This window comes from bacterium SCSIO 12741, from assembly GCA_024398055.1.
GTDB lineage: Bacteria > Bacteroidota > Bacteroidia > Flavobacteriales_G > Salibacteraceae > SCSIO-12741.
The window spans coordinates 4,538,287-4,560,144 of sequence record CP073749.1; the positions used below are offsets into that span (position 1 = coordinate 4,538,287).

At 43.5% G+C, this 21,858-nt stretch carries 12 protein-coding genes and 1 tRNA gene; 8 read left to right on the forward strand and 5 right to left on the reverse strand.

Annotated features, from left to right (window positions below):
* The 3 genes from KFE98_19365 to KFE98_19375 all read left to right on the forward strand — a co-directional run bounded on the left by KFE98_19365 (position 1) and on the right by KFE98_19375 (position 5,154).
* Positions 1-2,112 carry a PspC domain-containing protein gene (locus KFE98_19365; GenBank protein ID UTW62141.1) on the forward strand — a complete coding sequence of 704 codons (2,112 nt, stop codon included), beginning with the start codon at positions 1-3 and terminating at the stop codon, positions 2,110-2,112.
* A 148-nt stretch (positions 2,113-2,260) separates the two neighbouring features.
* Entirely contained in the window at positions 2,261-4,684 is a 2,424-nt protein-coding gene (locus KFE98_19370; GenBank protein UTW62142.1) for a transketolase, read from the forward strand.
* Positions 4,681-5,154, forward strand: coding sequence for a hypothetical protein (locus KFE98_19375; protein UTW62143.1), 474 nt, complete (start codon positions 4,681-4,683; stop codon positions 5,152-5,154). Before KFE98_19370 ends, KFE98_19375 begins: the two co-directional genes overlap by 4 nt.
* Before the next feature lie 75 nt (positions 5,155-5,229).
* Here KFE98_19375 and KFE98_19380 read toward each other — a convergent pair whose 3' ends face one another.
* The 3 genes from KFE98_19380 to KFE98_19390 all read right to left on the reverse strand — a co-directional run bounded on the left by KFE98_19380 (position 5,230) and on the right by KFE98_19390 (position 9,587).
* Positions 5,230-5,646, reverse strand: a complete 417-nt coding sequence (locus tag KFE98_19380) for a hypothetical protein (GenBank protein ID UTW62144.1) — start codon at positions 5,644-5,646, stop codon at positions 5,230-5,232.
* A gap of 237 nt (positions 5,647-5,883) precedes the next feature.
* Entirely contained in the window at positions 5,884-6,468 is a 585-nt protein-coding gene (locus KFE98_19385; protein UTW62145.1) for a hypothetical protein, read from the reverse strand.
* A 143-nt stretch (positions 6,469-6,611) separates the two neighbouring features.
* Positions 6,612-9,587: a T9SS type A sorting domain-containing protein gene (locus KFE98_19390; GenBank protein ID UTW62146.1), complete on the reverse strand. Its 2,976-nt coding sequence runs from the start codon at positions 9,585-9,587 to the stop codon at positions 6,612-6,614.
* Positions 9,588-9,830: 243 nt separating this feature from the next.
* Here KFE98_19390 and KFE98_19395 point away from each other — a divergent pair, with 243 nt between their 5' ends.
* Entirely contained in the window at positions 9,831-11,084 is a 1,254-nt protein-coding gene (locus tag KFE98_19395) for a DUF2130 domain-containing protein (GenBank protein UTW62147.1), read from the forward strand.
* A 3-nt stretch (positions 11,085-11,087) separates the two neighbouring features.
* Here the strand turns inward: KFE98_19395 and KFE98_19400 are convergent, their stop codons facing one another.
* Complete coding sequence (locus tag KFE98_19400) at positions 11,088-12,101, reverse strand: DUF481 domain-containing protein (GenBank protein ID UTW62148.1); 1,014 nt, start codon at positions 12,099-12,101, stop codon at positions 11,088-11,090.
* Between the two features lie 200 nt (positions 12,102-12,301).
* Here KFE98_19400 and KFE98_19405 point away from each other — a divergent pair.
* The 3 genes from KFE98_19405 (at position 12,302) to KFE98_19415 (ending at position 19,945) form a co-directional block, all read left to right on the forward strand.
* A tRNA-Pro gene (locus tag KFE98_19405) sits at positions 12,302-12,376 on the forward strand.
* A gap of 803 nt (positions 12,377-13,179) precedes the next feature.
* Positions 13,180-18,360 carry a T9SS type A sorting domain-containing protein gene (locus tag KFE98_19410; GenBank protein ID UTW62149.1) on the forward strand — a complete coding sequence of 1,727 codons (5,181 nt, stop codon included), beginning with the start codon at positions 13,180-13,182 and terminating at the stop codon, positions 18,358-18,360.
* 178 nt (positions 18,361-18,538) lie between these two features.
* Entirely contained in the window at positions 18,539-19,945 is a 1,407-nt protein-coding gene (locus KFE98_19415) for a hypothetical protein (GenBank protein ID UTW62150.1), read from the forward strand.
* A gap of 22 nt (positions 19,946-19,967) precedes the next feature.
* On the opposite strand, the gene KFE98_19420 is transcribed toward KFE98_19415, so the two are convergent.
* Positions 19,968-20,813 (reverse strand): LysR family transcriptional regulator, encoded by an 846-nt coding sequence (locus KFE98_19420; protein ID UTW62151.1) that lies wholly within the window; start codon positions 20,811-20,813, stop codon positions 19,968-19,970.
* 135 nt (positions 20,814-20,948) lie between these two features.
* Between KFE98_19420 and KFE98_19425 the strand changes: the two genes are divergently transcribed.
* The gene (locus KFE98_19425) at positions 20,949-21,677 is read left to right on the forward strand and encodes an SDR family oxidoreductase (protein UTW62152.1); all 729 of its coding nucleotides are present in this window, start codon (positions 20,949-20,951) and stop codon (positions 21,675-21,677) included.
* Positions 21,678-21,858 lie beyond the last annotated feature (181 nt).

Sequence of the window (21,858 nt, forward strand, 5' to 3'; positions counted from 1 at the left end):
ATGAAGAAAACGGTTTCTATAAACATCAGCGGGCTCATATTCAACATTGACGAAGATGCCTACTTCGAGTTGAAGAAATACCTGGACACCATTCAGGGTTATTTCCGAAACCAGGAAGGCGGCGACGACATCATGGCCGATATTGAAGCCCGAATCGCAGAAATGTTCCAGGAACAAGTCACCGACCGCAAGGAGGTCATTTCTGACAAAGAGGTAGCCCATGTCATATCTGTTATGGGGCAACCTGAAGATTACATAGACGATGAAATGCGCGAAGAGCAACAACAAACTTCCTCTTCTCAGTACCGCAGAACATCCACCCGAACCGAACAAGAGTTCAGTACCGGACCTAAGCGCTTCTTTAGAGATACCGAAAACCGGGTACTGGGCGGAGTATGTTCCGGATTGGGTTACTACTTCGGAGTAGACCCAGTTATTTTCCGATTGCTTTTTGTAGGTGTATTCTTCTTTGCTGGTACCGGTGTATTGGCCTATATCATTTTATGGATCATCACCCCTGCGGCGGTTACTACAGCTGAAAAATTGCAGATGAAGGGTAAGCCAGTAAACATTGATAACATTCGAAAAGCGGTTGAAAACGACGCTGAAGATTTCAGAAAAAAAATACAGGACCTTGGAAGTAAGTCTGGCAACTTTGGGGGTAAGGTCCTGGATTTGATAAAATCCCTCTTGAATTTCCTGATTAATCTTTTGCGATTTGTTTTACGGTTTGTGGGCAAGGCTTTGGGAATTTTTCTCATCGTGATTTGTTCCCTTTTCCTGGTTAGTGTTTTAGGCGCCTTATTGGGAATAACCACGATTTCAACCAGCGGTATTTTCGCTTTTACCGAAGAAGGTGTGGTATCCTTTCCTCCTTCTGATCTGGGTGATTTTTTTATGGTCAGCTCCAGTTCCTTGTATCTTTTTGAAATTGGAGCTACCCTCGTTTTGTGCATTCCTCTTATCTCTTTGATCTATGCTGGAATTCGCTTACTCTTTAATCCTGCACCCTTGCACCGCGCCTATTCCATAACGGCCATGGCTTTGTGGGGCGTAGGTATAGCCCTCCTATTCTGGTCGGCTGCGCAATATGGCCGTGAGGTCAACCAACACAACGAAGTGGTGGAAGAAATTACGCTTCCCCTACCGATGTCTGATACCCTATTTGTTCAATCCATGGAGGATAGAGCTTCGGACGATATGATCGCTAACCAAAAAGACGACACTCCCTTCTTGCTTGACTACGACGAAGAAGCTTTTTACCTGGGCAACGTACAATTTAATGTTCACCCCTCAAGAGATGATTCCATCCGAGTGAAGGTGACCAAAAAAGCAAGGGGTTCGAGTTCTAAAGAAGCTCAAGCCATTGCCGACAATGTTGAGTTTGACTTTTCGATAGACAGCAACCGTATGGAGTTTAGTCCGATTACCAAAATTTACCGCGAAGATCACTTTCGTTTTCAACGGGTTCAAATATCCATTTACCTCCCCGTTGGCAAAACCATCTTCTTGCACAAAAACATTGGCTGGATTATCTACGACATTGATAACAAACTGAGAATTTATGATCGCGATATGGTGAACCATTATTGGACCATGACCGATGAAGGATTGGTTTGCCCAAAATGCCCTGAATCTCTGAGCCGTGTGCGCAAAGTAGAAAAAAGAGTGGCCCGGGTTTTGGAGGAGCTGGAGCGCGAACTCGAAGACATCAACATGGAGATCGATGAGATTACCGATGAGTATGCCTTTGATCGTCAAGAAATTGAAGACGATTTGAAATACGCCATTGAAGATTTGAAGATTCAGATTTCTACTGAAAATAATGCTGCCAAGGTGGACCAGTTAAACCTGGAAATGCAGCGCATTGAGCGTGAGTTTGATCGTAATATGCAAAAACTCGATCGCGAAATGAGTCGACGGATTCAAGATTTGAATCGGGAAAGAGAACGCATTAATCGAGAAATAGATAAAAAATTAGATCGTTTGAACCCATCCTCCAAAGGAGCCTCACCTGAGCCGAGCCCTTCTGTAGAAGATGGTGGAGACGACGAGATAAAAAGCTGGACCCTTGTCCGCTTCCCTGATCCCTTTACTTTCATACGAAGTTAGAAGCGAAACAGTTGATTCACAACTACCTGGGATTTAGGTCGAGCGTCAATGTTTATCCCCCTGAACATTGGCGCTTTTTTTATACTTTTGTAGCCCGAAAAACCCCTGTCTAATTCCACCCGACCGGGGATTCTAAAATCGCTCATTGATGGTAACAGGAAAAGAAGAGACAGCCGTGCAAGAAGGGGTTCCAGCGGAAGCCAAAGAAGAGATTCTTAGAGATTTCAGAATTGCCGTTGAAAGTCGTGAAACGAGCCTATTGGGTCGTCGCGAAGTGTTGACCGGAAAAGCCAAATTTGGCATCTTCGGCGACGGAAAAGAACTGGCTCAACTGGCCCTGGCCAAACAATGGAATCCAGGTGACTGGAGAAGTGGTTACTACCGCGACCAAACCATGATGATGTCGGCCGGACTCCTGACTGTTCAAGGCTTTTTTGCTCAGCTTTATGCCCACCCGGATGTGGATGCTGAACCGGCCTCTGCAGGAAGGCAAATGAATGGACACTACGCCACTCGGTTTATCGACGAAAACGGAAACTGGAAAAACCAGCTTGCCTCGCCAAACTCTTCTGCCGATGTATCCCCTACTGCCAGTCAGATGCCCCGTCTCTTGGGTTTGTCTTATGCCAGTAAATTTTACCGGGAGAATGAAGGCCTACACCACAAAACCGATTTCTCGAATAAAGGACAAGAAGTAGCTTTTGGAACCATTGGAGATTCCAGTACATCTGAAGGTATGTTTTGGGAAACGCTCAACGCTGCAGGTGTATTGAAAGTGCCTTTGGTCATGAGTGTTTGGGACGACGGACATGGAATTTCCGTTCCCAAAAAATACCAAACGATTAAAGAAAGTATTTCCGAGGCTCTCAAGGGATTTGCCCGTGAAGGAGACGGCCCTGGATTTGAAATATTCCGGGTAAAAGGATGGGATTACCCTAATCTTTGCCTTACCTATGACGAGGCCGTTAGAGTTGCTCGTGAAGAGCATGTTCCCGTTCTCATCCATGTTGAAGAGGTGACACAGCCACAAGGTCACTCTACTTCCGGTTCTCACGAGCGTTACAAGTCAAAAGATCGCTTGGCCTGGGAAACTGAATACGACTGCATCCGTCAATTCCGCAATTGGATTGTGGAGATGGGCGCCGCCACTGAGGAAGAGTTAGATGAAATTCACAAGCAAGCCAAAAAGACCGTTAGAGACGGAAAGAAAGCGGCTTGGGAATCTTTTACCAAGTCTTTTGAGGGCGAACGCCAAGAGGCCATTGAATTGATTCAGCAGATGGCTGCTGCCAGTCCTAATAAAGTATTTATTGAGCCTTTGGCCAATAACCTTACTCAGGAAAGTGAACCTGAAAGAAAGGTTATTTACGAAGCTGTAAAAAGAGCCCTTCGCTACACTCGTGGTGAGAACCAAACCGCTCGTGCCCAGTTGATTACCTGGCTTAACGAGCAGGATAAGTTGAATAGCGATCGCTACGATTCTTACCTGTATAATGAAGGTGCTACCTCTGCCCTTTCCGTAGATCCTGTTGACGCGGAATACGCCAACGACAACATGGTTGACGGCCGGGAAATTATTCGCGACAACTTTGACAAGCAATTGGCAAATCGTCCAGAGCTATTGATTTTTGGGGAGGACGCTGGAAAAATTGGCGGGGTTAACCAAGGATTAGAAGGCCTTCAGGACAAGCACGGTGAATTACGGGTATTTGATACCGGAATTCGTGAGTGTACCATTATTGGACAAGCCATTGGTTTGGCTATGCGTGGTTTAAGACCGATTGCTGAAATTCAATACCTCGATTACCTCAACTATGCCTTGCAACTGATGAGTGATGACTTATCAACGGTTCAGTACCGAACCAAAGGCGGTCAAAAGGCTCCGGTTATTATCCGTACTCGTGGTCACCGACTGGAAGGCATCTGGCACTCCGGTTCTCCTATGGGAATGCTGATTAACAGTGTTCGTGGAATGCACGTCTGTGTACCTCGTAATATGACCCAAGCTGCTGGATTCTACAACACGCTTTTGGATTCTGAAGACCCTGCCATTGTGATTGAATCATTGAATGGCTACCGTTTGAAGGAAAAGCAGCCCACCAATTTGGGAGAATACAAGGTTCCACTTGGTATGCCTGAAGTGATTGCTGAAGGTGAGGACGTAACCTTGGTGACTTACGGCTCTATGGTAAGAATGGCCGAAGTAGCTGCCAAGCAACTTCGTGAAGTAGGTATTAGCGTTGAAATTATTGATGTGCAAACCTTGCTCCCATTCGACTTGGATCATAGGATTGCTGACTCCTTGTCTAAAACGAATCGCATTTTGTTTGTAGATGAAGACGTTCCTGGAGGAGCTTCTGCCTATATGATGCAAAAGGTGATGGAAGAGCAACAAGGATACTTCCACCTGGATGCACAGCCTGCTACCCTTTCGGCTAAGGCTCACCGCCCCGCTTATGGTTCGGATGGAGATTACTTCTCCAAACCTTCTGTTGAGGATATTTTTGATTCTGTATATGCTCTGATGAATGAATCTGATCCAGGTAAGTTCCCTGGGTTGTACGACGCATGAAGCACTTTCAATACTTAGCCATACTCTTGTTGGCTCTTTCTGGCACTTTATTTACTGGTTGTGAACACAATCCTGGTCTAAACGGTTTTAACTGGATTTTGGGCGTGTGGGAGGTTCAGAACAAAGACACCACCACTTTCGAAATTTGGGAACCCGTGAACGATACCTTGTATGAGGGGTTCAATTTTCAGGTTCTCCATGGGGATACCACCATCAAGGAGCACCTTTGGTTGCAGAGTGCAAAAGGAGAAATCAAGTTTTCGGCCAAGGTATATGGACACAATGAAAACCGACGGGTGTATTTTACCCTGACTCATCAAAACATGAATCAGGCTCGCTTTGAAAATAAGAACCACGATTTTCCTACTATGATTCAATACACCAAATCCGGCGTACATTACGTGAAGATTAAGTACCGTAATGAAGACGTAGAATTGCCGGAAGTGGTGATGGAAAAAGTTGACAGTTAAGCCACAAAAAAGCCCGTCTTGCGACAGGCTCCGGGACTCAGCCCTCATTCTAAATAGTAAGCAACTAAAAGAGCTCTAAATCACGATCATTGGAGCTCCCGGTCCTCCCATCCAGTTTATGGTAGCCCAGGTACCGCAGGTATTACACAAATTCCAGTTGACCATATTGGGTCCAGGAGCGCAACAGGCCCAGGGAGCATGTGCTATTGCCGAACATGGCGGGATGGGATAAGGAGGTGGTACATCTGAAGCATAAGCCACTTCGAAAGCTCCACCTACAATCGGATTAGCCACAGCCATGCCATTGGCAGGTATATTGAATGTTTGCAACGATGTATTACATACAGCATCATACTCCACCACGGTCACAAAAACCGGGCAAGGCTGGGTATTATTAATAACTAATGGATTGGGAGGATTACAGGCCTGGGCCTGTGCTCCAAGTGTAAAAGCTCCTAGAGCCAACACTAAGGCAATTAAAGGTTTCATCATGATTAATTAGTTTAAGGTGCCTACCCCATCTTCAGAAAGAAAACGAGGCAATGCGTTACGAATCAACTAATAACCTGAAATAAAATGCGGTATTTATGCAGTAAGTGAAAAATGTGAAAGAATTCGACGAAGTGCATTCATCAAAAGTTCTCCCGTTTTTAGGTGGTCTATGAACTAAAAAAGGGGCTCGCTTTCCAAAGAAAACAGGCCCCTTTTGCAGGTACTGCGATTCAAACTTTAAATCGTAATGGTGGGCGCACCAGGTCCACCACCCCAAGTCATCATTACCGGTACACCTCCGCCACAAGGGCTACACATGTTCCAAGGAACTACAGGCGGTCCAGGAGCTACACAGCAAGCCCAAGGAGCATTTCCCATAGCTGAACAGGGAGGTGGTGGAAATGGTGGTGGGTTATCAGAAACCATTGCTCCTTCAATCGAACCTCCGCACGAAGGTGGAACAAAAACAATTCCCCCTGGTGGCACACAAATGGTGACCGCAGGACAGGGGTTGCACATAGGATCGTACTCAAACAGGGTAAAACATATACCACAAGGCTGAGTATTAATTAGGGTAACGCCTGCGGGGGATTGCATTGGGCGTTTGAGGTAAAGGTGAATGCCATTAAGGCAAAGCACACAGCAAGTAACTGTTTCATCATAGCAAGATTTGTTGATGCCTACTCTATTCGTTCCTTGGGTGGAAGCCAGCTTTTCGGTAACCGCTTTGTTAAGAATAAATGTCTGACAGCCTTCTGAACTATTATCGCAGAGAACTATAACGCACTGATTCTCTTCCAGATACACCATAATCCTTTCCAAAATTCCATTTTTAACTCCCCTACCCGTTCTAGCCGTGGCATCCGGGAAAGCCTTACTGCTTTTTAACCGCAGTAAAACAAGAAAAGCCCTCCGATTTGATCCGGAGAGCTTTTCTTATCCCTTTATTCTACCTGCTGAATTACCTATTCAATAACCACAATGGGCAAGGTTGATCTGTATTGTCCAGAAGATAGTTGTACCGAATAAGATCCTGGCACCCATCCTTCCGTACTCCATTCAATTTGACCATTGACCACCTCAGCCTGGGTTTGCTGAACAACTACCTGCCCAGTGACCGAGAGAACCTCAATCAACCATTTATCCGAACCCGACAAATCAGGCAACTGGATGGTGAATTCCTCTCCTGAAGAAATTGGATTGGGGTACAATTGTGCATCCTTGGATTCTTTCTGAACCTCGTCAGCATCCAACGTTGTTTTACGGGTGGAGCCTGGAGGGCAAAAAGGAACATCAAAATAAGGACGTGAATAATGGAAAATGGATGTATTTGCCACACTCATATTCATTTGATCTGTGACTACTGTAATTACATACTGACCCACAGATACGGATGATGGGTTCAAATTTCCAAAGCAAGTGAAGGGGTTTCCTAAAGTCCTTCTCATGAGCATGTGCTCATATTGTCCTGAACCTACCGATACTTCAGCCACACCCACTACCGATACGTTCGTGAAGTTTCGATATTCCATTGTAACCGAATAGACTTCTTCATTTTGCAAAAAGAATCCCAAGCTTTCTATGGCAGCAATAGATCCTCCCAAATTGAATTGAGTAATGACAACATCCTCTATTCCGCCTTGTGAAAGATCCATAAACTCTCCAGAAACAAACAAATCACCTGTTACGCTTTGTTCTAATGCTCGTCCTTTAAGTCGGCCAGATGCTTCATTGTACAAATTCCCGTTCCAGGATGCACCAAAGCCAAATTCTACAAGCATCATTTCACCAGTATTGGTCCAGCCCAATAAGGCAAACTCATTGGCATCTCGAATCATGTCCTGGTTAATATCGAGCTGCTTGATATCTTCACCATGACTATCCACATAATCCACAATTACCTCTTGTTGCCAGTCCCCCAGCGGACTGATGAGGGCTGCATAGGCTCGGATAGCACCATTGATATTCACATCTCCACAAATTACGAATCCATCATCGGCCACTTCATCTCCATCATTGGATAGAGGCTGTACGGCATTGGATGTGATTGGAAAAGTGGTATTGTTCACCGAAAACTGAATAGCCTTACTCCATAAAATCGCACCATTGGAAGTCAATCGAGCCAAGAATGCCTCATTTCCTGTGGTACCCGTAACCACGATGTCACCATTGTTGATAACCTCAATATCATTTCCAATTTGTTCGGTACCAGGTGTGGGGTTAAAAAAGATTTGATGCCAAAGCGGACCTCCAGAAGCAGTTGTTCTCATTACCACCAAATGCTTGTTGCTACCTTGTGGCCCGCTGAGGTAGCCAGTAACTAACAAATCGCCATTTTGAGCAACATTGATGTTCTCAAAACGCCCTTCGTCAAATCCGATGAAATCATATTGATATGCCCAAACTGTATTACCAACAGAAGATTTCTTAGTGATTCCAGGCTTAGGTAGGTTCTGCGCATCCAACATACTTCCAGCCGCAACTATATCACAAGTTCCCAATGTTTTGCTAGAGCGCAACTCCTCGGATTGCGATGGAAAGGTAGTTTGCTTGTATACCTGAGCATGGTCTGCAGGTCCAGCATTACAAACGGGAAGTACTACATGGGGAGTACTGCAGGTATAGGAAATGTTGCACACTGTTTGAGGGTTATGAGTATTCCCGGTACTTCCAGTTATTCCCCATTTTACAAGAGCAGATCCGCCGAATACAGTATTAATTAAATCGATATTTTTTCGAATATGCTGAATGTTGTCTATGTATACAATGTAATCCTGAGTAGATGGCTCCCAGGTAATTTTAATCCGATGATCGTTCCCGTCCTCAATATTGCCACCAACCACGGTCATTGGAAATGGGCCGGCTACCGGAGCATTCTGCATTTGATTTTGAACCATGGATACATGATCATCAGCAATATCTGCATAGGTCACACCATTATAATCCGTATCAAATTCCACCGCAATGGACGGATTGAACAAAGTAGTTCCAGCATATCCCAATTCAGCGCTGTTCATACCCAATTGATTGGTATTGTTTTGATCTTTTAAAATGAAAGCCATACCGTCTCCTCCGACATCCTGGGTTCCAAAATTGGCATCGAAACAAATAGAGAATGGATTGTTCAGGTCAATAACATCATCAGACCAAATGGCACCGGCCTGATTCGGAACATCCTCCGTAATTTGATAGCAAGTACAAGTTGTTTTACTTGCATTTCCGGCTATACTTATGGAATGGTCGAATTCCACCCATTGGTAGTTAGAATGAATTCCTGTTGCTCCCGTTATACCCCATTCAATAGGCACATTGGTCCCTAAGAGTGCGAACAGATTAACTTGGTGAGTAATAATCAGATTTCCATCCACAAAAACCTCGAGGATATTTGAAACCGCCGTCCATTTGATTTGAATGGCATGTACTTGTCCATCTTCTAAGTTGGGCACAGTTACCGGACCAGCGGCCGGGGTACCTTGCAGAGCATTGTAGATAATATCTACATGATCGCCAGCAGGATCAACCATGGGAGATATGTTTTGATAAGTATCAAACTCAACGGCCAGACATGGGTTGAAATTGGTGGACCCAGCATACCCCAAATGCCCCCCATTTCCACCAATATGGATAGGATTGACCGCTCGAAGAACAAATGCCAAACCATCGGCCCCGAGGGCATCTTTTGTTCCAAAATAGGCATCAAAGCAAATCAGGAAATCACTAGAAGGATCTACGGCTTGAGCATTCCAAACCGCTCCGGCTTTGTACGTAAAATCTTGGGTTATCCGAAACTTGTTTCCTCCTAAAGATGTAGCATTTCCAGCGGTAAAATAGGTTTGCGCCTGGGGCACAAAAAAGCATACTAAAAACATCAACGAGAGCCCACCCTTTATCCAATGTGGATATTTCAAGGCCCTATTTGTGTAACTGTCGAGTAGATTCATAATCTGAATTTTTATTGATTTAATTCAAAAATCGACATCATCAACCGGGCATAATCAGCTGATTACGTGACCTGTTGAGTTCTTTTTGTGAGTTGTATACTTTTCTTTGTAAATGGGATCTTCCTATAAAATTTTGAGAGATTTATGGAGTAAGCTGTGAGCATTGTGGTGGATAAATACTCCTGCCTTGGCTTGCACCCTTACCGTCAATCAACCTACTTTTACCTCCTATTCACTTTACGTATGAGCGAGTCCAACATTTCCTGCCCTAACTGTGGGCATCCTATCAATATTGACGAAGCATTTGTTCACCAAGCGGAAGACCGCATCAAAAAGGAATTTGAAGCAAAAGCGGCCCGACAGGCCACCCTACTCAATCAGCAGCGAGAAAAGCTGGAAAATGAGCGGAAGCAATTGGAAGAGTTTCGCCAAACGGAAAATGAACGCCTTCGCAAAAAGCTGAATCAGGAAAGAGATTTGCTCCGGGAGCAGGAAAACAAGCGTATCCGTGAGGAGTACGAACTTCAGATGAAACAACTCTCCGAGGAAAATGCTCGCCGTAAGGATGAAAACCAAACCCTGAAGAAACGCGAACTGGAACTGCTCCAGGCTGAAAAATCGCTACAGGAAAAACAGGAACAAGCCGAACTGGAAATTCAGAAAAAGCTTTTGGAAAAGGAAACAGAAATCCGTTCCAAGATTCAGCAGGGAGAACAGGAAAAGAATCAGCTCAAGTTTAAAGAATATGAAAAGCAGCTGAACGATCAGAAGAAGTTGATCGAGGAAATGAAACGCAAAGCTGAACAGGGATCGATGCAAATGCAGGGAGAGGTTCAGGAATTGGCCATTGAGGAGTACCTCAAGCAACAGTTTCCCTTGGATACGATTTCTGAAATCAAAAAAGGAGCCCGTGGTGCCGATTGCATTCAAACCATACATACCCGCGAACAGACCAACTGTGGCATGATTTACTACGAAAGCAAGAGAACCAAGGAATTTCAACCGACCTGGATTGAGAAATTTAAAAGCGATATGCGCACCATCAACGCACATATGGGCGTATTGGTAACCGAAGCCATGCCCAAGGATATGCCGAAAATGGGACAGCGCGATGGCATTTGGATTTGCTCATTTGAAGAATTTAAAGGGCTTTCTCGAGTTTTAAGAGATTCGGTGATTAAGATCAATCAAGCTTTGGCTTCGCAGGAAAACAAAGGCGACAAGATGTCTCTGCTCTACGATTTCTTAACCAGCAATGAGTTCCGACTACAGATAGAAGGCATAGTAGAAGGATTTGCACAAATGCAGGAGGACCTGAATCGTGAAAAAAGAGCCATGGAAGGCATTTGGAAACGTAGGGAGAAACAGCTGCATAAGGTGCTGAGGAATACCAACGAATTCTACAACTCGGTTAAAGGCATTGCCGGAAATGCCATCGGCAGCATTGATGCGTTGGAATTACCCGGTGCAGATCAAGACGATTTGGATTCCGTATAAGCCTTAAAAAGTATAACCCAGAGAAGTTACGATACCCCAATCCGAGTTGGATGCCTCTTCTGCCCTCGGTTTGTTATCGAAGGTGTAGTAAAAGTTAACCCCGACAAATAAATCCTTGACCACCTCCAAGCGAACTTGAAGGTCGTATTGAGCCCGATAACGTCCCGATTGAGTTAAACTGGGATAAAGCTTACCTGAGGTAAAAAGATCCAATTTGGGGCTATCGTAGCGATAATGACGGTAGGTAACTACCAAGGCTCCCTCCAAACTATTGGTCGTAATATCCTCCCCTTCCTCAGCATTGTAATAAAGACCGGTAGACAGTTTGAGGCTGCTGAATATATCCCGGACTACTTCATGGCCAAACTCTCCCCCGCCCAGGACCCTCCATTTCAGTCCGAGCTCTGAGTTCGATTCCTGGGTCAGGTTGGCATTTACAAACCAGTTCGCTTCCAGCTGATAGGTATAAAACAAGTTAATGTCCTGCTTCCGGGCATTGGGATTGGAAGCCTGCTGTGTATAAATCAAAGAAGCCCGAAAGCCCGTTTCAAATTGACGTCCTTTATAAGTTGCATCCGCACTCGTATTAATTTGAGCCACATCACTTGCTTTGGTATAACTCAAGCCTACATCCACCGCTCCATCGATCCGTCTGAAAAAGCTGTTGTTGATAGGCGTCATTCGTACAATCTGAAATAGATCCACTTCCTGCACCATCATGGGAATAATGAGGCGTACCGTTCCCGATTGGCGAGAAGGTCGCACATGGGCATAGTGAATCGTACCATCCTTGGTAACCACCTCTAAAAACTGGCAGGTGTACAGCGATTTGACCTTGTCCCACTTGATATAGAGGGTACCCATATCGTCGGTTTTGTAGCGCAACTTCCCGTAGTCCAGCGACTTTACCTCACCCGTAATCTTGTCGCCATTATACAGGTAGATGGTATCGCATTTGGCAGCGAAAGAAACTTCCAGGAGAAGCAAAAAGGCAGCGGCTAATAACCAACGAAGCATCGGCCAAAAATAAGGAAACCGCCTTATGAATAGGGATCGGGATTTGGATGGAAATAATTCTTGAAAAAGGGCCACGAAAAATTAGCCGAATAAAATTTTACATTTTCTTGAATAACTGAAAAAGTATTGTATTTTTGCCCCCGTTTTGAGGGAGTTCAAACTTCTGAAAGCGGCGAGCAGAAAGGCTCGATAAAAACTTTCGGGGTGTAGCGTAGCCCGGTCATCGCGCCTGCTTTGGGAGCAGGAGGTCGCAGGTTCGAATCCTGCCACCCCGACAAATACAAAAGCCTTTCCACCTTTGGTGGGGAGGCTTTTTTGTTGGATTGCGAGCCAAGTTCCTGGCACTTAAGAGAGTGATTCAATAAAAAAGGCGGTAGACTGACGAACGAAATGAGGAAGGATTGGCATTTGAATTTGTCCCCTTAACCAAACCGAGGATCATTCATTAATCCTGCCACACCGACAGAACGAAAGCCTCGCAGTTTTACTGCGGAGCTTTGCTGCTGCGAATGTGCAAAGCTGAAAAAGACTGATCAAACTTCGAATGCAGCGATCAGCGAACAAAGCGAGGTAACTCAAGGCTGACTTTTGGTCTTTCTCTACCTCTGAATCAGAATCGTTGAGTAATCCTGACTTCCTAAATAAATGAAAGCCTTCCATATCAAGGTGATTTTGGGGTATCTTTCACTATTCTTTTCAGAGCTTTGGAGTACTGCATGTTGCTGGACTTTCTAAAATCGAAATGTTTTTTTCCAGTACGAATCGATCTTTTGGAATCCAGTATCTGTGATAAATTTCGAATGAATTATAATTTAGAAAAAAGCAAAATTCATTGAACTTCATTACAAGCCCCTTAAACTCAATACTCCAGCACTCCATCTCCTAATTTCTTACTCAAAGTAAACTTTCGGAAGACCGAATTCTTGGCCATACATCCTGAATTCTAAGTCACCCTTACTGAATTCTAATTGGGCCTATCATTTACCAAACCCTCATAATAACTTGCTGATTCATTAATAATTAAACCACCACAATTATGTCTGGATTAATCAAGTTCCTCTTCCCCTTAATACTATTAATGATGTCTGCAATTGGAGCAAAGAGTCAATGTCCAACCTCAGATCTACGGAGTTACCTACAAAGTGACCAAAAGGACAACTACCTCTGCTCGTCGCCAATTACGCTGGAGTTAAACGTGCAAGTTCCAGATTCAGCCACATCGGTTACCTACCAGTGCAATTGGAACGGTAATGGACCTACAAACAGCACAACCTATACTGTTTCTTCAGCACCACTCACTGTAAATGTAACAGGCCATGTAACCTACACCATCGAACATCAAGGTAATACCGTTACCTGTTCCTCCATCCCCTTTCATGATGCAAGTTTAACGGTACTCGATGGGTCAAACTCGGTTGGGGCGTTTACACCGGTTCATTATTGGACATTTGAACCTACAGGCAGCGTGATTATTGACGGCCAAGGTCACGATATTCCTAGCAGTGGGAGTTGTTTAACCAAGTGTAACGCCAACAATGCCACTCTTCATGACTACCAATCAGATTTAATGACCATAAATGATTGCGGTTCAGGCCCAGAATGTTACAATGCCGCATTCAACCTGCGAAATTCTACGGGACAAAACGACCCTTTTCTGGTAACCAATGGAGTAGTTGGTCAATGTGCGATAATGGATCAAAAACTTGCCACTGCGTCGCCTCCAGATGCGCTGGATGGGACCAAAGTTACTCAAGAGTATCTGATCAAATTCCACCCTGATTTCCAACGGGGTACTTGGACGAATAATGTATTAAGTAATGGAGGATATGGATCTTGCCTTCGGTTCTCCATTGTGGCACAAGAAATTCAATTTGGAGTATATTTTGAACGAAATGGTTATTCCAATTGGTTGAGCGAAACCAAAACGGTAACCTTGTCTGGTGTTGATCGTAAAGGCTGGGAGTATTACCTGGATGACGAATGGCATCACATAGCAGTCACAGCCGACCTTACAACTGGTACTGTTAAACTTTACATTGATGGAATTTGCCCTGAAGGATTTACCCATCAGTATTATCCAGATCCGTCAGATGAAATATCTATTGGTGCAAATCATATTTTTGGACAAAGTACCGTGCCCGGAGCAGAGGATTTTGGCTGGATTGACGAGTTCGCCTACCACACGGAGGTACTACCACCCACGCTCATTTACAAACATTATACAGAAGCTATTAATCAAGGTCTTCATTATTCATTCTTAAATACCATTAACTATTGTTCTTCCGGTGCATCAATCTCCCCTAATACTACGGGTTCAATTAATATCTTAGAATATCCAGAAGGCTACAGCGGAAGCGGCACAGGCGCCAGCAATATTGACATCCCCATCCATCAATTTGAGAACAGTCCATTTCCAAGGTACTTACCAGGTAACACACTTCTACGCAACTTTCCCTGGTTTGAGATTAAATACTTAGCAGGATCTGAACCGTCCTATGGCAGCGTACCTTATGAGGATATGGCAGCGGATCTTGCAGCTGAATTGGCCTTGAATTGGAATTATTACACCATGATTACCAATAATTCACAGAGTTCTAATCAAGCCTATACCAAGTTAAAGTCCTTTGCAAATTCCCATCCGGAAATACCGGCGTGTATGTTTGTATTTTGGGCTCAATTAGATGGTAGTAATATTGGAAACCCTTCCATGAGTCCTAATTATTATCTACGCGATTCTTCGGGTAATATAACAAATCGATGGAGTCCACTGGCTCCCCTAGAAATATTGGTGGCTGACGGTGATAAAATGGCTAAAAAAATTGTCCCGGCACTTAATGGGCTTCAACGTCCGTTGGATATTATTAATGAAAATGGAGAGTTAACTCCTGATAAAAACACCTGGTGGGATATTAATACACTTCATGGTTTTAATCCCAACGTATTAACCGACTTTGCAAATTCAGGTTTGGATTGGAATCATTACATGGGACGCCAAAAAACTGCCTATAGAAATTCCTTTAGAGATGGCTTGTTAGGAGGATCTCCATTACTCACCAACACACGGTTCACCCATTATTCAGTAAATGGGCTTGGTGGCCATTCTTTCTCCAATAAAAAATGCTGGAATGAGATAAAAAAAGTGCAGAAAAACATTCCTGGCGACAACTACTATGCGACTCCAAGTTTTGACCCTTTGCGTCCTGCTTATTGGAATCAAATCCAGGGAGATCGACATGGAACAGAATGGATCCGACAATGCAGACTGTATGAACTACCCGAAGGGGATGATTTGTTTTCTCCCTTTGTTTGTGCTGGACGGCGTGAAAATCCAACGACCAATATCAGACCCGGGCAATGGCTGGGACTACTAAAAGGCATGGCGGTGCTCGGGTCAGAATTCTACTATACCTCGTATTTTTCGGCTGTGGACAAAGATTCTGAAGGGAATTATATATTCCAGGATCCCCGGCATTGGGCTTGGCAAATCTTAATGCCCAGCTATGCACAAGCGATTACCAGCCGATATGAACATATTCTTAGAAATGGGGAACTGCTCATGCAACCGACAGTTGACAAATTCAACCTGAAAGGTGGTGGCACTCAGGTGTATAACATTGTTAAAAAATGGACCAATCCCAATCAAAGCAATGACATACAATATGTAATTACTACTTCTCATCAGCGGTATTATAACACCATTTCTCCCCAAGAGAAGGCTATAACGCTGTCTAATTTGGGGATCCAAATCATGACTCGGCCACAGGGATCAACCTATATTTTCAAAAAAGATGAAATCAACTACACGGAGCCAGTAATGATCCAATTGGATGGCTGGCATGAGTCTATTCACCCCACAAGATGGAGCAAAGATTTTGTATTTGAAGCCGAAGTACCTGATTATGTGGAACAAATTCACACAACCACCGCAGACAAGGAATTTATGATGGTACGAACCCGCTTCTTTGACCCGATAACGGGAGAAGAAAAGGTTCCTCAAGCCAACACCGTGGATTACACAGATTTTGTTACTTATTATACGTTCCCCAATTTTTATCCCGTTCAAAACCCCACCCTATTGCCCTTCTCTGATTGGAGCTTAAATGGGAATTCACCCAAATTGACCTATCAGTTCAGGGTTTCCAATGGTCCATCTGACTATCGACTTTATGTTAGAGCGCGTATCAAAGAAAACTTGAATGGAGATACCACTGGAATCCACATCAACTTGACGAATGAAGATCGATCAATACAGCTGCACTCGGATTATCTTGGATGCATAAATGATGATGAATGGACCTGGTACTCTTTTGGACTCTGCAATGAGGTTGATTTTGACCAATTGAACAATGGCTATTATCTACTGGACCTGATTCCGGAAAATGAAAAAGTTGAAATCGATAAAATCATTCTTGATTATAATAAGGATATCAGCACTCTTCCTCAAAATGAATTAGCAGGAAGCTGTGGAAGTGCCACTCCCAATATTACCCCTTATGCATTAGACAAGGACTTTACCTGGATTAAGAATTGTGTAGGCGAAGTTGAATTTACAAGCTCTATCTGGCCACTACTAAACCCTACTTGCGGGAATAATTTGGAATATGAATGGAATTTTTCGGATGCTTCTGGAACCATAGCCCAAACCCAGAAAAGCAATGGCATCTTGAACCAACCGCCATACTTGACCGGAACCTATGAAAACCCCATATTCAAATTCAATACCCCTGGGACGTATACGGTTACCATGACCGTATATAAAAATGGTGTGCCAACAGCTCTACCCAAAACCATTCAAATCAACCCGAATCCTGCAGTTATCGTAAACGCTTCGAATAGTACCATTTGCGCAGGTGAGTCCGTGCATCTTAGCTCCACGGTAACTGGGGGAAATGCGCCATATACCTATTCCTGGTATCCATCCATCACCCTTTCTGATCCCGAAGCAGCTAACACCGATGCCTACCCTTCTGAGATTAACGGGACGGCTAATACGCTAAACCCTTTTCAGCAAAATCAATACAAACTGACTGTGACCGACGCAAACGGTTGCACTTCTGAAGGCGAAATTGCACCTATTAGTATAGCTCCTCCCCTTTGTGTGGATATAACCACCAACTCTTCTCTTCCGCTCTGTTATGGAACTGATGGTTTGGCGCCGAACTTAATAGAACTAACGGCTGATGTTTGTGTCAGTAATTGCACGGATTGCTCTAGCCCAACAGGTCCAATAACTTATGACTGGAAACCCAGTTCACAATTGTCAACTACCTCCGGACAAATAGTGAATATATCGAATCCAAATGGTCTAATTTCAAATAGTTACACCGTAGTAGCAAAAGATCAGAGTGGATGTGTTGGTGAAAAGACCATTGATGTACTGATTAAGTCCTCAGATATTGAAGTAAAAGCCAATGGGATTGACCCATCCTACACGATTAGCAAATGTCAGGGAGATAAAAGTGTCATTTTCCTGGGAACTGCAACTGCATCTGGTGGTGGTGGAACCTATACCTATGAATGGTCTGCTCAACCTTTGGGCGCTACCCCTACCACTCTAAATATCCCGGTAACGAATCCATACGCTACTGCCGGAGATGGGAATGAATTGCAATCTACCTTGTACACGATTACCGCCAAAGATCAAAACGGCTGCATTGGAGAAGGCTACGTTTTGTTAGATGTATACGACAAAATACAAGCCTCTCTCACTCCTGAAGAACTGTTCATTTGTCCGCCAACGAGTAATCCTCAGCAACTCATGGCCTCTCATTCAGGAACCATTACCGGCAGTCCTACCTATTTTTGGACACTAGGAACAAACTCATATTCCACTTCGGTACCCACTACAAGTTTCGTTCCTCCCGGAGCAAATTATTCAGGAACCTATTCGGTCAAAATTGAGGATGGAGACGATTGTTATAGCGAAGCATTCTGTGATATTGTAGTAACCAATACTTGCAAAACCGGCTCAGAAGGGATGAACTTAAATTCAGTTGAACAACAACCTTCTTCAAGCGGCAAAATTATTCTCTACCCGAATCCAAATAGCGGTAGTTTTCAATTGGAATTTAGTGGCGGTTTTGAACAAGAATCCTGGAATGTAGTGGTCTTTAACCTTCAGGGAAAGGTAATTTCACAAAAGATGAATGTATCCTCTAAAACAATGACCTTTAATCTAAATGAGATTCCCAGGGGAGTCTACTTTATTCGAGTTTTCAATTCGACCCATCATTTTAGAATGAAGACCGTAATTGATTAGAATGCGCCAAAATTCACACTGGATGTGATCCACATAAATACCGGCTAAATTCTCTGAGTGGATAAATCTTCGCAAAACTATCAACCTGAAAGGCTGCAATTCGTTGCAGCCTTTTTTGTTGGCACCCAAATTCCCAGAATTTCTAATCTTTGAATCATCCGCCTGGAAAACGATCAAAATGGGAACAATCAAACAATACCTTAAGGCCTCTTTCTTTATTCTGCTTCTCACGTTAATGGCCTCTTGGAGCTTTGCTCAAGAGAATTTTATCCTTCGCGACAGTATAGAAGATTACGCCGAAATAAGATTGGAAAAGCAAGATTTCAATCAGGTTTTTGTTAAGCTCAATATACTTAATGAATTGTTTCTAAAAAGTGTAAAAGTCAAGGATACGGCTTTATTCTATGGGAATAGTATTGGTTCTAATTTCCGAATTGACACTTTGGAAGCTCAAAACTTAATCATCCAATACTCTGAAAGTTGGAAGAGTTACTTGGAACAGTTAAGGATTGAAAACAAGGTAGACATTTCGGGGATAGAAGGTAAAAGCATAGAGGTTCATGAGCTATTTGCCGGAGGCGAGTTTAACTTATCGGAAAACTACGTAATGGATTTATACTTAAGAAGATCTACCGTTGAAAAACGTTTTATGTGCTTTGGAAACGAGGTAATTGGAGACTTCTACCTGGATAGATTGCATTTCCATTCCAATGCAGAATTCACATTAAATGAGGTGGACAGTAGTTTGATCATGATCGATTGCGATTTTAGCACCTCCCCAAATCTCTCTTTCGATGGATTGGCTGCTCAGCAACTAACCTTAAGAGATTGCCAACTGCCAGATACCTTAACCCTAAAGGATTTGGTCATTGAGAACCAAATTGACTTGAGCCAAAACAATGTGATTGGTGAGCGAAACACGCCATGCGTACTGGTCATTGACGAATCGGTCATTGGGAAGTTAAAGCTGCGGTATAGCAACTTTCAACTTTTGATTCCTGAAGAACTTAGTAGCGTGCAGTTTGAGCAATACTCCTACTTGTTTGAAACCCTTTTGAGCGATCATCAGGAATACGGTTTCATGGCTAGCTATGAGACGCTGGATAAGGATTACCAGAGATTTAAGCTCAGCCAAAATCCCAATGACTCAAAACTGGTGCAGTCTATTGGCAAAATCCTGAGCCTGCTCAATGAATACTGGAACGGCTACGGCTATGAAAAAGAAAGAATTTGGTTTAATTCCTTTTTCCTCATCTTCTTGTTTGGACTGATCAATTGGATCCTTTTTCCCTTTCTCATCTCAGAGGTTTACCCCATAAAAGCTATTGCCGAGTCGAATAATCGTTTGGTTGCGCAGAAAATCAATCGGTCGCAAAACGTTAAGCATTTCTTTTTGATGAGGAATCCTTACATGGTTTTCTTTTACACCTGCCTGATCTTCTTTGGATTGAAAATTTCGGTCGAAAATCTCAAGTTTGATCACAAGATATCGGTCGTTTACATTTTGCTGCAATATACCATGGGCTTGATTTGCCTGGCTTATATGGCCAACTTTGTGATTAGTTCCAGTTTGATCGGGTCTTAACGGAGAGTATTAAGTTCTTTCCTCAATTTAGCTTAAGGGCATTCTTCGAAAAATGCTCAATCAATTTTGCAATAGCCAAATTCCCTAAACTCTTCCTCGGATAGGAAAGGCCAACTTCTCTGAAATACTGTGGCCCGTTGAAGGGTTTCACCTCAAACCCAGGCCAGCCATCCACGAAGTTTTCGGGTAAAAAGGTAACTCCCAATCCGGCCATAAGTAAGGTCAATGTTTCGGTTTTGGTGGAACAATTGGCCACCGTTCGCATTTTGTTGGATTCATGATTCAATATGGACAAACACTGCTGATGAGCTTCACAGGGAGGACAATGGATAAAGGCTTCCCTCTCCAAATCCTTTAAATCGATCGTAGCCTTATTAAGCAAATGATGCCCATCGGGTATACAAAGCACATAGTTTTCTTTCCAAAGTGGTAAAAACAAATCCTCTTCGTGTTTCCATTCTCTTACCAATAGGTTGATTTCGTTCTCTCTACCAATCTCCTTTACCTCCCATTCTACGGATTCACATAAGTTCGATGCCGTTTTAAAAAACTGCTGTTTATGCTCCTGAGGTAAACTATCCGCCACTCCAATTTGAATTCTGTTTTCAAACTGCCGATCGGTAAATACCTCACTCAATCCATCTACTTCTCCAACCAACCTTTTAGCAATTGGATATAAATAATGAGCTTCTACCTTGGACTCCACTCCTCTTTTATGGCGGGTAAATAGGGACTTGTTCAACTCCTCTTCCAGCTGTTTGATTCCATTAGAAATATTGGGCTGAGACACAAAGCACTGTTCAGCGGCCCTGGTCAAATTCTTTTGCTCATACACGGCTATAAAAAACCTTAACAACCTTAAATCCATAACTTCTAATTATAACAACTATACAAAATGGGTATTTTGAGTGAAGTAGCACTACCCTTACCTTTGTCAAAGGTATTTATTAGAAAGCTCTTGTAAAGAAAGCGCCCCATTATCATAATTAAAAATTATCATAAAATGTCATCAAAGAAATTAGTCGTAATCACCGGTGCCAGTTCAGGATTTGGCTTAGAAATGGCGAAACAATTCTCAAAAGATGGATATCCATTGCTCCTTCTCGCTCGAAGAATTGATAAAATGGAAGCCCTGAATCTGCCCAATACACTTTGCAAAAAAGTGGATGTAACCGATAAGGATGGTTTTGCTGAAGCCATAAAAGAGGCGGAAGCCTCATTCGGGCCAGTGGACCTGCTGGTTAACAACGCTGGTGTAATGCTCTTGGGTGACCTGGCAACCCAAGATCCAGAAGAATGGAAAAAAATGCTGGATGTGAATCTCCTTGGGGTAATGAACGGAATGCAGCTGGTGATAGATGGAATGAAATCCAGAAACCGAGGAACGATTATCAACCTCTCTTCTATCGCAGGTATTCAACCCTTTCCTAACCACGCGGCATACTGTGCCAGTAAATATGGGGTTAGAGGCTTAACTCAAACGGCGAGAATGGAACTGTCCCCATTCAATGTTCGGGTGATAGCTATCGAGCCCGGTGCGGTTTCTACGGAACTGCTTGGTCACACCACGGATAAAAGCATCGTAGATGGATACAATGAATGGAAGGAAAACGTAGGAGCAGTTAGCATTACTGCTGCAGATGTGGCCACCACCATCAAGTTTGCCTATGAGCTTCCGCAAGGCGTTTTGCTCCGTGAAATTGTGATTACCGATACTCGGCAAGATGCCTAATATCGATGGAGTAAGCGTGTGCTCAATGGGATTTACCGAGATTTTAGCCGCTGACTTTTCGATTTAAAAAAAAGAAGTAACATTGCACCAGCAAAAACACAGAAGTGAATTTTAGAACCCTACATCATCATCATTTTCATCCTTGCATTCAGGCGAGCTGGAAATGATTTGTAGGTAAATC